At 74.4% G+C, this 17,912-nt stretch carries 14 protein-coding genes; 11 read left to right on the forward strand and 3 right to left on the reverse strand.

Going from position 1 to position 17,912, the window contains the following annotated elements; all coding sequences use genetic code 11:
* Window positions 1-94: 94 nt before the first annotated feature.
* From otnK to RM844_RS13445, 4 genes are all read left to right on the forward strand, one after another.
* On the forward strand, window positions 95-1,366 hold the full coding sequence (gene otnK / locus RM844_RS13430) for a 3-oxo-tetronate kinase (protein ID WP_311667347.1): 1,272 nt from the start codon (window positions 95-97) through the stop codon (window positions 1,364-1,366).
* A 100-nt stretch (window positions 1,367-1,466) separates the two neighbouring features.
* Window positions 1,467-2,171 carry a class II aldolase/adducin family protein gene (locus RM844_RS13435; protein WP_311667348.1) on the forward strand — a complete coding sequence of 235 codons (705 nt, stop codon included), beginning with the start codon at window positions 1,467-1,469 and terminating at the stop codon, window positions 2,169-2,171.
* A gap of 61 nt (window positions 2,172-2,232) precedes the next feature.
* Window positions 2,233-3,150 (forward strand): AEC family transporter, encoded by a 918-nt coding sequence (locus RM844_RS13440; protein ID WP_311667349.1) that lies wholly within the window; start codon window positions 2,233-2,235, stop codon window positions 3,148-3,150.
* Between the two features lie 192 nt (window positions 3,151-3,342).
* Complete coding sequence (locus tag RM844_RS13445) at window positions 3,343-4,317, forward strand: alpha/beta hydrolase (RefSeq protein WP_311667350.1); 975 nt, start codon at window positions 3,343-3,345, stop codon at window positions 4,315-4,317.
* Window positions 4,318-4,548: 231 nt separating this feature from the next.
* On the opposite strand, the gene RM844_RS13450 is transcribed toward RM844_RS13445, so the two are convergent.
* Window positions 4,549-5,736 (reverse strand): MFS transporter, encoded by a 1,188-nt coding sequence (locus RM844_RS13450; RefSeq protein ID WP_311667351.1) that lies wholly within the window; start codon window positions 5,734-5,736, stop codon window positions 4,549-4,551.
* A 196-nt stretch (window positions 5,737-5,932) separates the two neighbouring features.
* Window positions 5,933-6,820, reverse strand: a complete 888-nt coding sequence (locus tag RM844_RS13455) for a formate/nitrite transporter family protein (RefSeq protein ID WP_311667352.1) — start codon at window positions 6,818-6,820, stop codon at window positions 5,933-5,935.
* A 320-nt stretch (window positions 6,821-7,140) separates the two neighbouring features.
* On the opposite strand from RM844_RS13455, the gene cynS reads away from it, so the two are divergent.
* A complete protein-coding gene (gene cynS, locus RM844_RS13460) occupies window positions 7,141-7,590 on the forward strand; it encodes a cyanase (RefSeq protein ID WP_311667354.1) in 450 nt (149 codons plus the stop codon).
* 104 nt (window positions 7,591-7,694) lie between these two features.
* Here cynS and RM844_RS13465 read toward each other — a convergent pair whose 3' ends face one another.
* A complete protein-coding gene (locus RM844_RS13465) occupies window positions 7,695-9,443 on the reverse strand; it encodes a glycoside hydrolase family 6 protein (protein WP_311667355.1) in 1,749 nt (582 codons plus the stop codon).
* 521 nt (window positions 9,444-9,964) lie between these two features.
* Here RM844_RS13465 and RM844_RS13470 point away from each other — a divergent pair.
* From RM844_RS13470 to RM844_RS13495, 6 genes are all read left to right on the forward strand, one after another.
* A complete protein-coding gene (locus RM844_RS13470) occupies window positions 9,965-11,047 on the forward strand; it encodes a FecCD family ABC transporter permease (RefSeq protein ID WP_394814498.1) in 1,083 nt (360 codons plus the stop codon).
* Window positions 11,044-11,898, forward strand: coding sequence for an ABC transporter ATP-binding protein (locus tag RM844_RS13475; RefSeq protein WP_311667357.1), 855 nt, complete (start codon window positions 11,044-11,046; stop codon window positions 11,896-11,898). The genes RM844_RS13470 and RM844_RS13475 overlap by 4 nt, the downstream gene beginning before the upstream one ends.
* Entirely contained in the window at window positions 11,895-12,941 is a 1,047-nt protein-coding gene (locus tag RM844_RS13480) for an ABC transporter substrate-binding protein (protein WP_311667358.1), read from the forward strand. Before RM844_RS13475 ends, RM844_RS13480 begins: the two co-directional genes overlap by 4 nt.
* A 6-nt stretch (window positions 12,942-12,947) precedes the next feature.
* The gene (locus tag RM844_RS13485; protein WP_311667359.1) at window positions 12,948-14,717 is read left to right on the forward strand and encodes an ABC transporter ATP-binding protein/permease; all 1,770 of its coding nucleotides are present in this window, start codon (window positions 12,948-12,950) and stop codon (window positions 14,715-14,717) included.
* A complete protein-coding gene (locus RM844_RS13490; protein ID WP_311667360.1) occupies window positions 14,714-16,414 on the forward strand; it encodes an amino acid ABC transporter ATP-binding/permease protein in 1,701 nt (566 codons plus the stop codon). The genes RM844_RS13485 and RM844_RS13490 overlap by 4 nt, the downstream gene beginning before the upstream one ends.
* A gap of 245 nt (window positions 16,415-16,659) precedes the next feature.
* Complete coding sequence (locus tag RM844_RS13495; RefSeq protein ID WP_311667361.1) at window positions 16,660-17,904, forward strand: AAA family ATPase; 1,245 nt, start codon at window positions 16,660-16,662, stop codon at window positions 17,902-17,904.
* Window positions 17,905-17,912 lie beyond the last annotated feature (8 nt).

Here is a 17,912-nt window from a genome sequence, read left to right on the forward strand (position 1 = left end):
TCACAGGCTCACGGTGCTGGGGTCGGGGCATGCCGCCCGCCGCTCACCGAGACCGCCATGGAAGACGACTCTTCGTGACGAGGAATGGTGACGCATGGTCACATGGGGCGGAATCGCCGATGATTTCACCGGTGCTACCGATCTGGCCGGCAACTGGGTCGCCCGCGGGCTCCGCACCGTGGTGACGCTCGGCGTCCCGGACGCGGCGGACCTGGCCGGGATCACCGACGCCGACGCCGTCGTGATCGCCCTGAAGTCCCGCACCGCGCCGGTGCGCGAGGCGGTGCGCGAGTCCCTCGACGCGCTGGCCGCGCTGCGCGCCCTCGGCTGCACCCGGTACTACCAGAAGTACTGCTCGACCTTCGACTCCACCCCGGCCGGCAACATCGGCCCGGTCACCGACGCCCTGCTGGCCGCCCTCGACACCGACCGCGCGGTCGTCGTCCCCGCCTTCCCCGACGCCGGGCGCACCGTCTACCAGGGCCACCTCTTCGTCGGCGACCGGCTGCTCTCCGACAGCTCCATGCGCCACCACCCGCTCACCCCCATGACCCGCTCCGATCTGCCCGGCCTCCTCGGCCCGCAGACCAGCCACGGGGTCGCCGTCGTCCCGCTGCCCGTGGTGCGGGCCGGCGCCGCGGCGCTGGGCGCGGAGCTGGACCGGATCGCCGCCGAGACCGACACCCCCGTGCTGCTCGTCGTGGACGCCGTCGAGAACGCGGACCTGGCCGTCATCGCCCGCGCCACCGCACACCACCCGCTGGTCACCGGCGGCTCCGGGCTGGCGCTCGGCCTGCCAGCCACCGGCGAGCCCGCGCACGCGGCCATGCCTGTCGAGGACGGCCACCGGGTGATCCTCGCCGGCAGCGCCTCCACGGCCACCCGCGCCCAGATCGCGCACGCCCGCGCCGCCGGCGTGCCGGCCCGCAAGCTCGACCTCGCCGCGCTGCGCGCCGACCCGGACGCCGAGGTCGACGCCATCGTCGCCGAGGTCACCGCCGCCTGGGCCGCGGCCCCGCGCACCCCCTTCCTCGTCTACGCCGTCGGCAGCCAGGACGACATCCAGCGGGAGACCGCCCCCGACCAGACCCCCGCCGGCGAGCTGGTCGAGGCGGCGCTCGCCGACTGCGCCCGCCGGCTCGCCGACGCCGGCGCCCGCCAGTTCATCGTCGCCGGCGGCGAGACCTCCGGCAGCGTGGTGCGGGCGCTGGACGTCCGCCGCCTGGAGATCGGCCCGGCGCTGGCCCCCGGCGTCAGCTGGGCCCGGGCCACCACCGCCGACGGGCTGCCCTTCAACCTGGCACTGAAGTCCGGCAACTTCGGGGCGACCGACATCTTCACCGACGGCTGGCAGGCGCTCGACTGAGCCCGGGCCCACCCCTGAGCCCGGCCCGCGCCGTCCCCCTGTCCCCGTACCGCCCCACCCCGGCCCCCGCGCCGGGGCGCCCTCCCCAAGGAGCCCGAACATGACCGACCCGCGCACCGACCTCGTGGCCGCGGGCCGCGCCCTCACCGCCGCGGGCCTGAGCCCCGGCGCCTCCGGCAACCTGAGCGTGCGGGTGGGCGACCACGTCCACATCACCCCCACCGGGGTGCCCCTGGACGCCCTGGAACCCGACGGGCTCGCCGTCCTCGACGCGGCCGCCGGCCCCGCGACCCCACGCGAGGCCGCCCGGCTCGCGGGGCCGCCGCCCTCCAAGGAGTTCCCGCTCCACCTCGCGCTCTACCACCGGGACCCCACCGTCACCGCCGTCGTCCACCTGCACAGCGCGCACGCCGCCGCCCGCTCCTGCCTGCCCGCCTGGTCCGAGCGCAGCGCGATACCCCCGCTCACCCCCTACTTCGTGATGCGCGCCGGCCAGACCCCGCTGATCAGCTACGCCCCGCCGGGCGACATCGCGCAGGCCACCGAACTGGCCGCCCTCGACTTCCCGTTCCGCGCCGCGCTGCTCCAGAACCACGGCTCCCTCACCTGCGGCCCCGACATGGCCACCGCCGTCGGCGCGGCCGTCGAGGTCGAGGAGACCAGCCGCCTCCTGCTGCTGCTCGGCACCCAGACCCCCCGACTCCTCACCGAGGCCGAGACCACCGCGCTCGCCGAGCGCTACCACAGCCCCTGGACCCCCGCCGGCGCGACCCCGGCCGGCGCGCCGCCGGCCGCACCGCGCTGACCGCACACCGGGAGAGACAGACGGAGAGCCCCCGACGGAGGGGGAGAGGGAGGAGAACGGCGTGGGCGACGTGCTCGCCGGCTTCCTGACCATCGGCGTGATCATCACCGTCGGCTACCTGGCCGGCCGCCGCAACGTACTCGGCGAGACCGGCCCCCCGGTCCTCACCCGACTCGCCTTCTCCGTCGCCACCCCCGCGCTGCTCTTCACAGTGCTGGCGGACGCCGATCTCGCCACCGTGCTCTCCGCCCCGCTGCTGGTCATCGCGCTCAGCTCGCTGGCCGTCGCCCTGCTCTTCCTGCTCGCCGCCCGCGTCCGCCGGTGGGGCGTCGGCTACGCCACCATGGGCGCCCTCTGCGCCAGCTACGTCAACGCCGGCAACCTGGGCATCCCCATCGCCGCCTACGTCCTGCACGACGCCTCGCTGGTCGCCCCCGTGCTGCTCCTCCAACAGCTGGTCATCACCCCGGTCGCGCTCACCGTGCTCGACCTGACCACCGCCGAACAGCGCCCGGGACCGCTCCGCCGGCTCACCACCCCGTTCCGCAACCCGGTCGTCATCGGCTCCCTCGCCGGCCTGGCCGTCAACGCCGCCGGGGTCACCGTCCCCGCCCCCGTGCTGGACCCCATCACCCTGATCGGCGGCATGTCGGTACCGGCCGTGCTGCTCGCCTTCGGCATCTCCCTGCACGGCCGGAGCGTGCCGGCCCGCGGCCCCGACCGCTGGCCGGTGCTGCTCGCCGTGCTCCTCAAGACCGGCGTCCAACCCCTGCTGGCCGCCCTCATCGGCCACGCCCTCGGGCTCGACGGCGCCACCCTCTTCACGGTCACCGTGCTGGCCGCGCTCCCCTCGGCCCAGAACCTCTACACCTACGCCGCGCGCTACGCCACCGCCACCACCCTCACCCGCGACGCGGTGCTCCTCTCCACCCTCCTCGCCGTCCCCGCGCTGCTGCTGATCACCCTCCTGCTGGGGTGAGGAGGCGGTACCCAGAACGCGACACCAGCGCAGCCGCGAGCCCGCCCTCGGTCACCCGGTTGGGCGAGCGGAGGACGGGAGCGCCCCCTGTCGGCTTGCCGGGTCGGGCGCGGGAGCTTTCAGTCGTATGGAGGCCACTCGGGGGCGAGGGCCACGCGAGGCAGCCCGTTGACCCGCTCGTAAGGAGCCAGCATGACCGCCGTCATCCCCCCGCCCGTCACCCCCCACCTCGAACCCGCGGCCAGGGAACTGGCGAAGGCGACCGACCCGCATCCCCGCATCTACGAGGTCCCGCCGGAGAAGGGGCGGGAGATCCTGCTCGACCTCCAGAACGGCAAGGACGTGCCGCGGCCCGAGGTCGACGAGGAGTGGGTGACCGTCGACGCCGGCGAATGGGGTCAGGTCCGCACCCGGATCATCAAACCGAAGGGCGCCACCGGGCCGCTGCCCGTGGTCTTCTACATCCACGGCGCCGGCTGGGTGTTCGGCGACGACAAGACGCACGACCGACTCTTCCGGGAACTGGCCGTCGGCGCCGGGGCGGCGGGAGTGTTCCCCGTCTACGACCGCGCGCCCGAGGCGAAGTACCCGACCCAGGTCGAGCAGAACTACGCGGTCGGCCGGTGGCTGGCGGAGCACGGCGCCGAGCACGGTCTGGACACCAGCCGCGTCGCCGTGACCGGCGAGTCGGTCGGCGGGTGCATGGCGACCGTCTTCGCGCTGATGAACCAGGAACGTGGCGGCCTGGACCTCAAGGCACAGGTACTGCTCTACCCGGTCACCAACGCGGACTTCGACACGCCCTCCTACCAGCAGTTCGCGGAAGGCTACTACCTCACCCGCGACGGCATGATCTGGTTCTGGGACCAGTACTCCGAACCGTCCCAGCGCACCGAGGTACACGCCTCGCCGCTCCAGGCGGACAGCAAGCAGCTGAGGGCCATGCCCAAGACCCTGATCATCACGGACGAGGCGGACGTCCTGCGTGATGAGGGCGAGATGTACGCGAACAAGCTGCGCGACGCCGGAGTGGACGTCACGGCCGTTCGGGTCGCCGGCATGGTCCACGACTTCCTGCTCCTGGACAGCGTCCGCGACACCAAGGCCGCCAACGTCGCCCGGCACCTTGCCATCGACGCTCTTCGCGACGCGCTCCACGAAGCCTGACGCGGAAGCCGTCACCCGGCACGCCCGGCCGGAAGGCCAGCCCGGTTTCCCGGGCGAACGGCCCGTGCACCGGCCGGGCGGGCCACCTCGAAGTGCCGGTGGCCACCCTGGCAGGTCCCGCGCTGGTGGTGCGAGAACCGGGGCCGGGCCAAGAATTTCGGTGGTGGTGGCACCCGCCACCACCACCGAGGTGGGGCGTATCCGACCTGGCCGGACACCGGCCGGCCCCGGTCACCCCCGGCGCCCGGCCCCCGGGCGCAGCAGGGCCGCCGAGGCGGTGAGGGTGACCGTGGCCAGGGCCGCGAAGCCCATCGCGAACGAGCTGACCTGTGCGCTGAACCCGAGCAGCAGCGAGCCCAGGCCGGTGCCCGCGTCGAAGCCGATGTTCCACGCGACCGACGCCGTGGTGCGGCTCCGCTCGCCCGCCAGGTCCAGGGCCTGGACCAGGGTGACCGTCTGCAGCCCGCCGTAGGCCGTGCCGAGCAGGAGGATGCCGGCCAGCAGGGCGGGCGCGGACATCGCGTCCGACCGCAGCGCGAACGCCACCAGCAGCAGGCCGGCGCCGGCGACCGGCAGCAGCACCGCGCCCAGCAGCCGCGGCGAGAGCCGGTCAGCCAGCGTGCCGAACGCCCACCGGGCCACCGCCGCCGGCCCGGTGAAGGTCAGCAGCGCGCCGGCGGCCAGCGCCGAGGAGGACACGAACTGCGGGGTGAAGGTCAGTACCGCCCCGCCGCTGGTGGTGACCAGCAGCAGGAGCAGCAGCGGCCGCCGGACGCGGCGCAGCGTCGCCGCCGCCGAGCCGGCCGCCGGCCGCGGCGCCTGCGGCGCGTCACCGGCCCCCGCCAGCCCGGCGGCCTCGACCGCGCGCCCCAGCGGCAGCACGCCGGCCAGGGCCAGGACGGGCACCGCGCCGCAGGCGATGATCGCCGGCAGCGCGAAGCTGTCCACCAGCCAGGGCGCGGCCGGGGTGAGCACGATCTGCGGCACCGCGATGGCCAGCCCGTAGAGCCCTATCACCGCGCCCCGCCGGCCGGGCGGCGCCAGCGCCGCCGCCGCGATGGAACCGCAGACGGTGATCACGCCGAACCCCGCCCCGCGCACCGCCGTGGTCAGCAGGATCAGCCACAGCTCGTCGCCCAGCGCCTGGACCAGGGCGGGCAGGCCGAGGAGCAGGGCGCCCAGGGCGAGCGTCCGGGCCCAGCCGAGCCGGTGCAACACGGCGTTCAGCGCCAGCTGGGCGAGCACGGTGGTCAGCATCAGCACGGCGGTGACCAGCCCGGAGCCGAACTCGTCCGCCCCGCCGTGCCGCGCCCAGGCGGGCGTGACGGGCAGCAGCAGGGCGAATCCGGAGAAGCAGCAGAGCGTGACCAGCAGCAGGCTGGCGATGCCGGAAGTGCGCAGGGTGGAGCGGTGGTGCACGGGGGTCCTTCATGGCCGGCGGTGCCGGCGGTTCGCGGGTGCGCCACGGGCGGCTCGGTGGCGTCCCTCGCATGGTAGGCCGACCTGGCCCCGCGCCCGCCGCCGGGTCCGGCCCCCCCGGCCGGCTGACCAGCGAACACGACGAAGCGCCCGCCTCGGAAGGCGGGCGCTTCGCGGTGCGCTGGACGAGCCGGGGTCAGCCGACCTTCGTCTGCTCCGCGGCCGACGGCTCCACGGGCTCCGCGGCCTCGGCGGGCTCCGCCGGCTTCGCGGCGGGCCGCGGCCGGGCCGCGCCGGTACGGGCGTGGGTCGCGTACAACGTGAACCCGACGAACGTCAGGCCGCCCACCAGATTGCCTACGACGGTGGGGATCTCGTTCCACACCAGGTAGTCCATGACCGAGAAGTCGCCGCCGAGCATCAGGCCGGAGGGGAAGAGGAACATGTTGACGATCGAGTGCTCGAACCCCATGTAGAAGAAGAGCAGGATCGGCATCCACATGGCGATGACCTTGCCGGAGACCGAGGTCGACATCATCGCGGCGACCACGCCGGTGGAGACCATCCAGTTGCACAGCACCCCGCGGATGAACAGGGTCAGCATGCCAGCCGCGCCGTGGTCCGCGTACCCGACCGTGCGGCCCTCCCCGATGTCGCCGAGCCGCTGGCCGACCTCGTTCGGGTCGACCGAGAAGCCGTAGGTGAGGATCACCGCCATCATCACCGCGACCAGGATCGCGCCGGCGAAGTTGCCGACGAAGACCAGGCCCCAGTTGCGCAGGATCGCCCGGGGCGTGACACCCGGCCGCTTGTCGAGCCAGGCCAGCGGGGTCAGCGTGAAGACGCCGGTGAGCAGGTCGAAGCCGAGCAGGTACAGCATGCAGAAGCCGACCGGGAACAGCAGCGCCCCGAGCAGCGGCTGACCGGTCTCGACGGTGATGGTGACCGCGAACGCGGCGGCGAGCCCCAGGATCGCGCCCGCCATGGTGGCGCGGATCAGGGTGTCGCGGGTGGACATGAAGACCTTCGACTCGCCGGCGTCGATCATCTTGCCGGCGAACTCCGGCGGACTCAGATAGGACATCTCGTGCGCATCTTTCACGGAGGGGCAGAACGCACGCGGTGGCATGCATCGATCGTTATGGCCTGATCAAGACCGTCCGGACGAGATTGGGCTCCGGACATTTCCGCGCCGTGACGGCGAGGGAAGCATCAGATCACACCGGTCGCCTCGCTCGAACGTCGCCTCGGCGAACAGTGTTTCCCACGCGTTTCCGCACGGACGGCGCGACCCGTCCCACGTTGAGTTCCCGTTAAACACTCATGTCAGGAATGCCCCGAGCTGGCCCCCCGCCGCGTGCGCGGGACAGGCTGTTGACGCTCGTACCAAGCAAGGAGTTCGACATGACCCCGATCATGAGCAAGTCCACCGCCGCCGAACTGGTCGTCTCGGCGCGCATCCGGCGCGGCCTGACCTGGGCCGGGATCGCCGAGCAGCTCGGCACGCCGGTCGTGTGGACCACCGCGGCGCTGCTCGGCCAGCACCCGATGAGCGCCGAGCAGGCCGATCGGGCCTGTCAACTCCTCGGCCTGGGCGAGGAGGTGGCCGAAAGCCTCCAGCTCCAGCCGTCCCGGGGCAGCGACCCGGCCACCATGGCCGATCCGACGATCTACCGCTTCTCCGAGGCGCTGTCCGTCTACGGTCCGGCGCTGAAGGCGCTGATCCACGAGGAGTTCGGCGACGGGATCATGAGCGCGATCAACTTCCAGGTCGACATCTCCCGCCGCCCCGACCCGGACGGCGACCGCGTCGTCATCACCTTCGACGGCAAGTTCCTCGACTACAAGTGGTGATCTCCCGCTGAGCAGGGCCGGGCCCCGGCGGCACTGCCGCCGGGGCCCGGTGCGGGGAGTGGTGATCCGGTCAGGGAGTCACCGCGGGGTGGTCCGCCGTTCGATCACAGCGGAGGGTAGGCGTTGGCCAGCAGCTCCTGGAACTGGGCGGAGAACCAGTGCCCGGAGATCGGAGCGTCGGGCAGCGCGCCGGACATGTTGTGGTTGTTGCGCGGGTTCCCCTCGTAGGTGGGGTCGCACATCCGGTCGAAGCCCTTGCCCTCGTTGTTCGGGATCTCCTCGCTGGAGCCGTCCGACTCACCCGGGGGCTTCACCCACACGTAGGCGTCGATCCCCGGGGCGGGCGCGACCTCGGGCCGCTCACCGAGACCGGCACCGGCCTGGTTGCACCAGTTGCCGGTCTGGAAGCGCTGGTCGACGCGGCTGCCCTCGACATAGGCGTTCACGTCGGTCAGCGGGCCGGGGCCGGTGGGACGGTCGGGGCCGCCCCAGCCGCTACGGGAGGTGTCGATCAGCATGCCGATGTCCGAGTTGAAGCCCTGGGACACCAGCTCGGTGCGGAACGCCTGGGCGAAGGACTGGTTGTCCACGTAGCGGTTCCAGTCGACCCACTCGCTCTGCCGCACCGAGGTGCCGCCCACCGAGTCGTTGATGTCGTAGTGCGGCTCGACCGCCGGGCCGTAGTTGGCCGTGTTCACGATGAAGCCGTGCACGTCGTCCACGCTGGCGCCGCCGGTGTTGGCGGTCTCGGCGAACAGCTCGGCCGAGGCGCCGAAGTTGTCGTCCCAACCGATCCAGCCGTAGTGGCCGGCGTCGATGTAGTTGTAGACGTTCGGGATGTCGCCCAGCGTGTCGATCGCGTAGGAGACACCGTTGACGTAGTTGCCGTTGGCCAGCATCTCGTCGCACTCGGGCGTGGCGGTGGCCCGGGGGCTGACGTTGGTGACCAGGTTCGGCAGCGAGTCGATCTCGATGACGGTGACGATCCGCAGGTCGGCGTAGGCCGGGTCGCCGAGGATCTCCGCGATCGGGTCGATGAACTCGGACTGGTAGACGTCGAGTTCGTCCGGCCCCAGCTCACCGTTGGAGGCGAGCGCGGCACAGTCGCGACCGGGCAGGTTGTAGATCACGACCTGGAACACGAAGTTCTCGTGGTCCTGGGCCTGGACCAGCGCGTTGTCGAGGTGCTCGCGCAGGCCGGTGCTGTTGCCGGCCGAGCCACCCTCGATCGCGGCCCGGCGGTCCAGCCAGACCGCGGTCGGCTGGTCGGCGATGGCCTCGCCGCCCGGCTCGGCGGCGGCGTTCGCCGACCAGTCCGGGTTCACGTAGACGCCGGCGTCCTCGTACGGGTTGTTGACCCGGTCGCCGGGCTCCGGGTCAGGGCCGGGGCCGGGGCCCGGGCCAGGACCGGAGCCGCCGTCCTCACCGCAGACGACCCCGTTGACGGTGAACTCGGTCGGTGCCGCGTTGCTGCCCGAGTAGGTGAACTGGCCGCCGACGCTCACCGAGCCGCCGGCCGCGACCGTGCCGTTCCAGCCGGTGTCGGTGACGGTGACGGTCTGCCCGGACTGCGACCACACGCCGTTCCAGCCCTGCGCCAGGCGCTGGTTGCCGGTGTAGGAGTAGGTCAGCTCCCAGCCGTTGGCCGCGGTGGAGCCGGTGTTGGTGATGGTGAGGTCGGCGGTGAAGCCCGAGCCCCAGTCGTTGGTCGAGTAGTCGACCTCACAGGCGAAGTCGGCGGCGGACGCGGTGCCCTGGAGCATGGTCCCGGTGCCCAGTGCGGTGACGGTCATGACCCCGGCGGTCAGCAGCGCGCGGCGTCTGCGTCGGGGTGGAGGGGTGGTGCGGCTCATGGAGTGTCCTTTCGGTGAAGACCGAGTCCGGTGCCGTGCACGACGGCCGGTGGCGAATAGCCGGGACGAACGATGCGTGACTGACAGCCAGGCGGATGGAAGCGCTCCCACTTGCTGAAGGGAAGTTAGCGCCAAGTGGAGGGCGGCGCCAGACTTCTGTGCGAGAAATGTGACGGCGATGCAACCGGCAAGTGGCCTCTCACCGTGGGTGCTGAGGGTTTCTCACAACCTGTCGAGGGTGGTTTCCAGGTCCCCGCACCGTGGTCATATCTCTGGGAGCGCTCCCAGAAGTGGCGCCGCGGACGACGTTTTCCCGGGCGCCCTGGCGTGGCTGGGTGTGGGCGGCGGTCGCTCCTCGCGGGTCAGGCGGGTCGATCGCGGGTGACGCCGGGGTGTACGTGACCGGGGTCACGGTCGACGGGTCGCGCGTTGCGGTCCGTTGCGCGGAGCGCATATGGTCATGAAAACCGTTTTCCCGTTGTTGAGTCGGCAGGGTCATGTCCAGGCCGCCGAAGGAGGCCATGCCCGTGTCCACCCCCGCCCGAGGGGTCCGCCGCTCCAGCCGGGTGCCGCTGATCGCCCAACTCGGCCTCGGTGTCGGCATCCTGGCCGTCATCGTGGTCTCAGGCGCGACCGGCCCGGTCGAGGTGTCGGTGCCCGACGCCGGCCGGATCATCCTCGGTCACCTCTTGCCCGACGCCCCCTGGATGCGCGACGGCTCGCTGACCCGGCTCCAGGACCAGGCCGTCTGGCAGTTCCGGCTGCCGCGCACCCTGCTCGCCGGGCTGGCCGGCGCCGGCCTCGCCCTGGCCGGCGCGCTGATGCAGGCGGCGGTCCGCAACCCGCTCGCCGAGCCCTATGTGCTCGGCGTCTCGGCCGGCGCCGGGCTCGGCGCCGTCGCCGTGATCACCCTCGGCTCGGCGGCGGTCGCCGGGCTGACGCTCAGTGGCGCCGCGTTCCTCGGCGCGCTCGCCGCCACCGCCGCAGTCGCGCTGCTCTCCCGGCAGCACGGGATGCTCGCGCCGACCCGGATGATCCTCACCGGCGTGGCGCTGGGCTCGCTGCTCTCCGCGCTCACCAGCTACCTCACCCTCACCACCGAGGCGCAGAACGTCTTCAGCGTCCTGTTCTTCCTGCTGGGCAGCGTCTCGGCCGCCTCGATGGAGCAACTGGCCGTGCCAGCCGTGGCGTTGCTGCTGGTTGGCGGCTTCGCGCTGGGCCGCGCCCGGGCGTTGAACGCGCTGCTGGCCGGCGACGAGAGCGCCACCGCGCTGGGCCTGCGGGTGCACCGGCTGCGCGGCCAACTGATCGTCGCGGCCTCGCTGTTGACCGGCTCCGTGGTGGCGGTCAGCGGCGGCATCGGCTTCGTCGGGCTGGTGGTCCCGCACACCGCGCGCATCCTGGCCGGCGCCGACCACCGCCGGATGCTGCCGGTCACCGTGCTGGCCGGCGCGCTCTTCCTGATGGTCGCCGACCTGCTGGCCCGCACCGTCGCCACCCCCACCGAGATCCCGCTGGGCATCGTCACCGCCGTGGTGGGCGCCCCGTGCTTCCTGTGGCTGCTGCGGCGCGGCCGCGCCGGCCGGGCGGGGATGCCGCGGTGAACGTCGACTTCGAGCGGGTCTCCGTCGCCGTCGGCGGCCGGACCGTCGTCCACGAGGCCACCCTCCGGGTGCCGACCGGCCGGTTCCTGGGGCTGGTCGGCCCCAACGGCAGCGGCAAGTCGACCCTGTTGCGCACCCTCTACCGAGTGCTGCGGCCGAGCGCCGGCACCGTCCGGCTGGCCGGCGACGACGCGTGGCGGCTGCCGCCGCGCGAGGTGGCCCGGCGGGTCGCGGTGATGACCCAGGAGACCAACGCCGACTTCGACCTGGACGTGCTCGACGTGGTGCTGCTGGGCCGGCTGCCCCACCACGGCGGCTTCGGCGGCGACTCGGCCCGCGACCTCGCCCTGGTCGGCCGGGCGCTGGACCAGGTCGGGGCGGACGGGCTCGTCGACCGGCCGTTCGCCGCGCTCTCCGGCGGTGAACGGCAGCGGGTGCTGCTGGCCCGCGCCCTCACCCAGCAGAGCCGGGTCCTGGTGCTGGACGAGCCGACCAACCACCTGGACATCGCCTTCCAGCTCGAACTGATGCGGCTGATCGGCGGCCTGGGCATCACCACCATCGCCGCCCTGCACGACCTGAACCTGGCCGCCGCCCACTGCGACCTGGTCGCCGTGCTGCGCGACGGCCGGATCACCGCGTTCGGGCCGCCCGACGAGGTGCTCACCCCCGAGGTGATCCACGACGTCTTCGGCGTCCGGGCGCACCGGCTGCGCCACCCGGCCAACGGCCGTCCCCTGATCGCGTTCTCGGGCGCCACCCAGGACACCCCGGGCAGCCCGAAAACCCCGGACGGCCCGGTTCTCCCCGGCGCCTCCGACACCCATCCGCCTCAGGAGCACCAACCATGACACCGTCCCGTCCCCGTCCCCGTCTCCGGCTGCCCCGCGCCGCGCTCGCCGCCACCGCCACCGCGCTGCTCACGCTCAGCGCCTGCGGCTCGGGGGTGAGCGACCCAGCCGACCCGGCCGACGACCCGGCCGCCGAGGGAACCACCGAACAGGCCGGCACCACCTTCACCAACTGCGGCCGGGAGGTCACCCTCGACGCCACCCCGCGGGCCGTGGTCGGGCTCAGCCCCGCCCAGACCGAGCTGCTGCTGCGCCTCGGCATCGGCGACCGGCTGGTCGGCCAGGCGCAGACCGCGACCGCGCCGCTGCCCGACGACCTGCGGGACCAAGCCGCGGACATCCCGGTGCTCAGCGAGGACGCCCCGCCCAACCGCGAGGTGCTGCTGGAGGCCGCCCCCGACCTGGTCACCGCGCCCACCGCCTACGAGTTCTCAGCCGAGGCCGGCTTCGCCGGGCTCGACCAGCTCGAACAGGCCGGCGCTGCCGCCTACATCGCCACCGGCGGCTGCGCCGAGCGGCGGATGACCGCCACCGTGGACGACCTCTTCACCGACCTGGAGACGCTCGGCCGGATCCTCGACGTCGAGGACGCGGCGACCGAGGTCGCCGCCACCCAGCGGGCCGCGCTGGACGAGGTCGACGCGCGCGTCGCCGACCGGTCGCCGGTCAGCGTGGCACAGGTCTACGTGGAGGGCGAACGACTCTCCGCCGTCGGCGCCGGCGTCGAGTACGACATCGTCCGCCGGGCCGGCGGCGCGAACGTCTTCGGCCCCGAGGACGCGGCCTTCGCCGACTTCTTCGCCGCCGAGATCAACCCGGAGGAACTGGCCAACCGCGACCCGGCGGTGCTCGTCTTCGGCGTGCACGACGAGGCGCACGAACAGGCCACTCGCGACTACCTGACGCGCACCTTCCCCGACCTGGCCGCCGTCCGGGACGACCGGCTGGTCGCCGTCTCCAGCGCGGACCTCTTCCCCGGCACCATCGGCAACGTCCGCGCGGTCACGGCCATCGCCGACGGCCTGCACCCCGAGGCGTCCTGACCCGCGATGCTGCACCGCCGCCTCCTCGTCCTGGCCGGGGCCGCCGTCCGCCCCGTGGCGCTGTGCGCCCTGCTCGGCCTGCTGGTCAGCGCCGCCTCCCTGGTCCAGGCGGTCGCCCTGGCCCGGGCGTTGGCGGAGCTCTTCCCCGGGGGCGGCGGCGCCACGGCGGCCGGCACCGCGCTGGCCTGGGCCGCCGGCGGCATGCTGGCGCGGGCCGCGCTGCTGCGGGTGGACGCCCCGCTGCGCGCCTGGTGCGGCACGGAGATCCGGGCCCGGCTGCGGGACCGACTGGTCGCCAGGCTCGGCGAGTTGGGACCGGCCCACGCGGCCGGCGCCCGGGCCGGGCAGGTCCAGCACACCCTGGTGACCGGCGTGGAGGGGCTGGACGCCTACTACACCCGTTACCTGCCCCAACTGCTGGTGGTGGCGGTGGTGCCGGCGGCCGTCGTCGGCTGGCTGGCGACGGTGTACGCGCCGGCCGCGCTGGTGCTCGGCGGCGCGCTGGCCGTCGCCGTGCTGCTGCCCCGCTGCTGGGACGCGACGCTGCTGCGGCGGGGGCGGGAACGCTGGGCCGGCTGGGGCCGGTTGGGCGCCGACTACCTGGAGGCCACCTGGGCCGTCCCGACGCTGCGGGTGCTCGGCGCTGGGGAGCGGGTCGGCGCCCGGCTCGCCGCCCGCGGCGCGCACCTCTACCGCACCACCATGGCGCAGCTGCGCGTCTCCCTGGTCGAACACGGGATCAGCGCGCTCGCCCTGCACGCCGGCACGGCGGCCACCCTGCTGGTGGTCGCCGGGGCCGCGCTCGACGGTGACCTGTCGGCCGGCGGCGCGTTCCTCTTCCTGCTCTGCGGGCGGGAGTGCTTCCGGCCGCTCAGCGACCTCTCCGCCGCCTGGCACGCCGGCTACCAGGGTCTGACCGCGGTCGACGGGATCGAGGAGCTGTTCGCCGCCACCCCGACCGTGCCGGACGACGGCACCCGGCCGGTGCCCGCCGGGGTGCCGGAGATCCGCTTCGACGCGGTGGTCTTCCGGCACCCGGACGGCGCCGGCCACCCGGCGCTGGCCGGGGCGAGCCTGCGCTGCCCGGCCGGCGCGCTGGTCGGCGTCGTCGGTGCCTCCGGCGCGGGCAAGAGCACCCTGGCCCGGCTGCTGGCGCGGCACCACGACCCGGACGCCGGGCGGATCTCGCTCGCCGGGCACCCGCTGCCCGACTACCCGCTGGCCGAGCTGCGGGCCACGGTCGCCGTCGTCCACCAGGACCCCTACCTCTTCCAGGCCAGCGTCGCCGACAACATCCGGCTGGCGCGGCCTGGGGCCACCGACACCCAGCTGCGCCGGGCCGCCGAACTCGCCGGCGCGCACGGTTTCGTCAGCGCGCTGCCGGCCGGCTACGCCACCGTGCTCGGCGAGCGCGGCGGCACCCTCTCCGGCGGCCAGCGGCAACGCCTCGCGCTGGCCCGCGCGTTCCTGTCCACCGCGCCCGTCCTGGTGCTGGACGAGGCGACCTCGCAGCTGGACGCCGAGACCGAGAACGCCGTCACCGAGGCGCTCGCCAGCGCGCCCGAGCTGGCCGGCCGGACCCGGATCGTCGTCGCCCACCGGCTGTCCGCCGTGCGGCACGCCGACCTGATCGCCGTGGTGGACCGGGGCCGGGTGGTGGAGTGCGGCGACCACGCCGAGCTGATGGGCCGGCCCGGCGGCGCCTACCGCGCGCTGGTCCACCGGCAGCGCGGCGCCGCGCCGGAGACCCGGGCCGCGTCGGAGCCGGCCGGGTGACCGCCGTCCGGGCCGCACTGGCCCCGCTGTGGCGGCTGTTGCCGCTGGTCACCCGGCACCGGGGCGCGTTCTGGTGGACCCTGGGCGCCGGCCTGCTGACCCAGCTGGGGGTGCTGGCCCTCGGCCTGCTCGGCGCCTGGCTGCTGACCTCGACGCTGCGCGGCGACCGGGCCGCCGTCGTCCCGCTCGCCGCCGCGCTGCTGCTCACCGCGGCGCTGTGCGCCCTGACCAGCTGGCGGGAGGCGTATGTCGCGCACGACCTGGCCTACCGGGTGCTGGCCGACCTGCGCGGCCGGGTCTTCGGCGCGCTGCGCCGCTCGCTGCCGGCCCGCCGGCGCCAGCGGCACAGCGGCGACCTGGGCGCGGTCGCGCTCGGGGACGTCGAGACCCTGGAGTGGCTCTACGCCCACACCGCCGCCCAGGCGCTGGTCAGCGGCGTGCTGCTGGCGGTCACCACCGGGTTCTCGCTCCTCCTCACCCCCTGGCTGCTGCTGGCCTGGGGACCGGCGCTGCTGGTGATCGTGGCGCTGCCCTGGTGCACCGGGCGGATGGCGGCCCGCCGGGGCGCCGAACTCGCCGCCGCCAACGCCGGGTTGCACGCCCAGGTCGTGGAGACGGTGGCCGGCCTGCGGGAGTTGACGGAGGCCGGCGCCCTGGGCCGGCACCGTGCGCAACTGGCCGACGGCACCCGTGCGTTGAGCCGGGCGCAGCGCCGGGTCGCCGCGGTCGGCGGCCTGGAGACGGCCGTCGCCGACCTGGCGGTCGCCGTCGCCGGCGCCGCCGCGCTCGGCATCGCCGCGACCGGTATGGCCGGCGACCCGACGCTGGCCCCGGTGACGTTCACCCTGGCCACCGTCGCGCTCGGCCCGATCGGCCAACTCTCCAACCTGCTACGGAACCTGGGCAGCCTGCTGGCCTCGGCCGGGCGGATCGACGCGGTGCTGGCCGCGCCGCCGGCCACCGTCCCGCCGGCCGCCCCGGCGGCGCCGGCCGACGGCCCGCTGGTCTTCGAGCGGGTCGGCTTCCGCTACCTGCCGGACGGGCCGGCGGTGTTGACCGACGTCGCGCTGACCGTGCGGCCGGGCGAGACGGTCGCGCTCACCGGCCCGTCGGGCGGCGGCAAGTCCACCCTGGTCAGCCTCGCGCTGCGGCTGTGGGACCCGGACCAGGGGCGCGTCACGCTGGGCGGGGTCGACCTGCGCGAGCTGGCCGACGCCGAGCTACGCGCCCGGGTCACCGCCGTGCCGCAACAGGTCGACCTGCTGACCGGCACCGTCGGCGAGAACATCGCGCTGGCCGCGCCCGAGGCGTCGGCCGAGCGGCTGCGGGCGGCGGCGGCCGCCGCCGGGCTGCTGGACCCGGCCGCCGGGCTGCCGCGCGGCCTCGACACCCCGGTGGGGGAGCGCGGAGCCGGGCTGTCCGGCGGCCAGCGGGCCCGGGTCGGCCTGGCCAGGGCGCTGCTGCCCGAGCCGAGGGTGCTGATCCTGGACGAGACGCTGGCGCACCTGGACGCGCACGCGGAGGCCGCGCTCACCGCGGTGCTGCGGGCGCGGTCCGCCGACCGCGTCACGCTGGTGGTGACGCACCGGGCCAGCACCCTGCGGGCGGTCGACCGGGTGCTTGGGGTCCACGGCGGCCGGGTCACCCCGGCGGACGCCGTGACCGGACCGGACCCGGGAGCCGCGCCAGCCCACTGACCCCCACGCGGCTGCCCCCCGTTGACCCCCACGCCGGCTGACCCCGTTGACCGCCGGCCGCCTGACCGCCTGCCCGTTGACCGACGCCCGTTGACCGACCCCCGCCGGCCGGCCGCCGCACCGGTTGGGAGAAGCTGACCGGATCGGGACCCGCCCTGGAGCGCCGTGGCTAGTTTGGTGTTCTTCGGCGGGGCGCCGTCCTCCGTCGCGGCGCGCGACCGGACGGCACGGGCAGGGAAGGGTCAATGGGCACACAGGACGAGCGGGCCGGCACCGACGACGCGTGGGCGGACGCCCCGCCCGACGCGGCGGACACCGGGCGCCGGCTGCGGGCGATCAGTGAGGAGCTGTCGGACCGCTTCTACGAGCGGGACGACGTGGTGCGCACCCTGCTGGTGGCGCTGCTGGCCGGCCAGCACTCGCTGCTGCTCGGCCCCCCGGGCACCGCCAAGTCCGAGCTGGCCAGGGAGTTGACCAGCCGGATCGACGGCGCCGCCTACTGGGAGATCCTGCTGAGCAAGTTCACCGCCCCGACCCGGATGTTCGGCCCGGTGGACGTCGCCGCGCTGGCCCGTGGCGAGTACCGGCAGGTCTACGAGGGCCGCGCCACCACCGCGCACATCGCCTTCATCGACGAGATCTTCAAGTGCTCGACGGCCGCGCTCAACGAGACGCTCGGCTTCCTCAACGAGCGGATCTACCACCCGGAGAGCGGCGGTGAACCCATCCGCTGCCCGCTGATCGGAGCCATCACGGCCAGTAACGAACTGCCCGACGGCCAGGACACGGCCGCGATCTACGACCGGCTGCTGGTGCGGATCGAGGTCGGCTACCTGGCCGATCCCGCCAACTTCGCCGCGCTGGTCCGCTCGGCCGTCCGCCGCCCCACCCCGCGCGCCAGGACCACCGTCGAACTGGCCGCGCTCCAGGGGGCGGTGGCCGAGGCCGTGCCGGCCACCGAGGTCCCCGACGACATCGTCGACGCGGTCTGCACGCTGCGGGCCGCGCTGCGGGGCCGGGAACTCGTCGCCTCCGACCGCCGCTGGCGGCAGGCGGTGGGCCTGCTCCAGGCCGCCGCCTACCTCGACGGCCGCCCGGCGGTCGCCGAGGCCGACCTGTCGGTGCTCACCCACGTGCTGTGGGACACCCCCGCCCAACGGCCCACCGTGGAACGGGAGGTGCTCCAGCTGGTCCACCCGGACGCCAAGGAGGCGCTCGACCTGGCCGACACCATCGAGGAGCTGGCGGCCCAACTCGACACCATGGCCGGCCAGTCCCGCGAGGCGCTCAGCGAGTGGGTGATCAAGCAGGCCCACAACCGGCTGGCCAGGGCCGGCCGGCGGCTGGAGGAACTGCGCCGGGAGGCGGTCGGCGCCGGTCGCTCCACCGCGGCCGTCGACCGGGTCATCGGCCAGCAACGCGCCGTCCGGGCCAGGGTGTTGACCGAGGCCCTCGGCGTGGACGCCCGCGCGGTGCAGGCCCAGCTCTGAGCCCGGTG

It is taken from the genome of Streptomyces chisholmiae (assembly GCF_031845445.1).
GTDB classification, from domain to species: domain Bacteria; phylum Actinomycetota; class Actinomycetes; order Streptomycetales; family Streptomycetaceae; genus Streptomyces; species Streptomyces chisholmiae.

What these genes read in the sequence shown, in the direction of transcription:
- otnK (WP_311667347.1), top strand. Translation starts at nt 95, where the DNA reads ATGGTCACATGGGGCGGAATCGCCGATGATTTCACCGGTGCTACCGAT.
- RM844_RS13435 (WP_311667348.1), top strand. Translation starts at nt 1,467, where the DNA reads ATGACCGACCCGCGCACCGACCTCGTGGCCGCGGGCCGCGCCCTCACC.
- RM844_RS13445 (WP_311667350.1), top strand. Translation starts at nt 3,343, where the DNA reads ATGACCGCCGTCATCCCCCCGCCCGTCACCCCCCACCTCGAACCCGCG.
- RM844_RS13455 (WP_311667352.1), bottom strand. Translation starts at nt 6,820, where the DNA reads ATGTCCTATCTGAGTCCGCCGGAGTTCGCCGGCAAGATGATCGACGCC.
- cynS (WP_311667354.1), top strand. Translation starts at nt 7,141, where the DNA reads ATGACCCCGATCATGAGCAAGTCCACCGCCGCCGAACTGGTCGTCTCG.
- RM844_RS13465 (WP_311667355.1), bottom strand. Translation starts at nt 9,443, where the DNA reads ATGAGCCGCACCACCCCTCCACCCCGACGCAGACGCCGCGCGCTGCTG.
- RM844_RS13470 (WP_394814498.1), top strand. Translation starts at nt 9,965, where the DNA reads ATGCCCGTGTCCACCCCCGCCCGAGGGGTCCGCCGCTCCAGCCGGGTG.
- RM844_RS13480 (WP_311667358.1), top strand. Translation starts at nt 11,895, where the DNA reads ATGACACCGTCCCGTCCCCGTCCCCGTCTCCGGCTGCCCCGCGCCGCG.
- RM844_RS13485 (WP_311667359.1), top strand. Translation starts at nt 12,948, where the DNA reads ATGCTGCACCGCCGCCTCCTCGTCCTGGCCGGGGCCGCCGTCCGCCCC.
- RM844_RS13495 (WP_311667361.1), top strand. Translation starts at nt 16,660, where the DNA reads ATGGGCACACAGGACGAGCGGGCCGGCACCGACGACGCGTGGGCGGAC.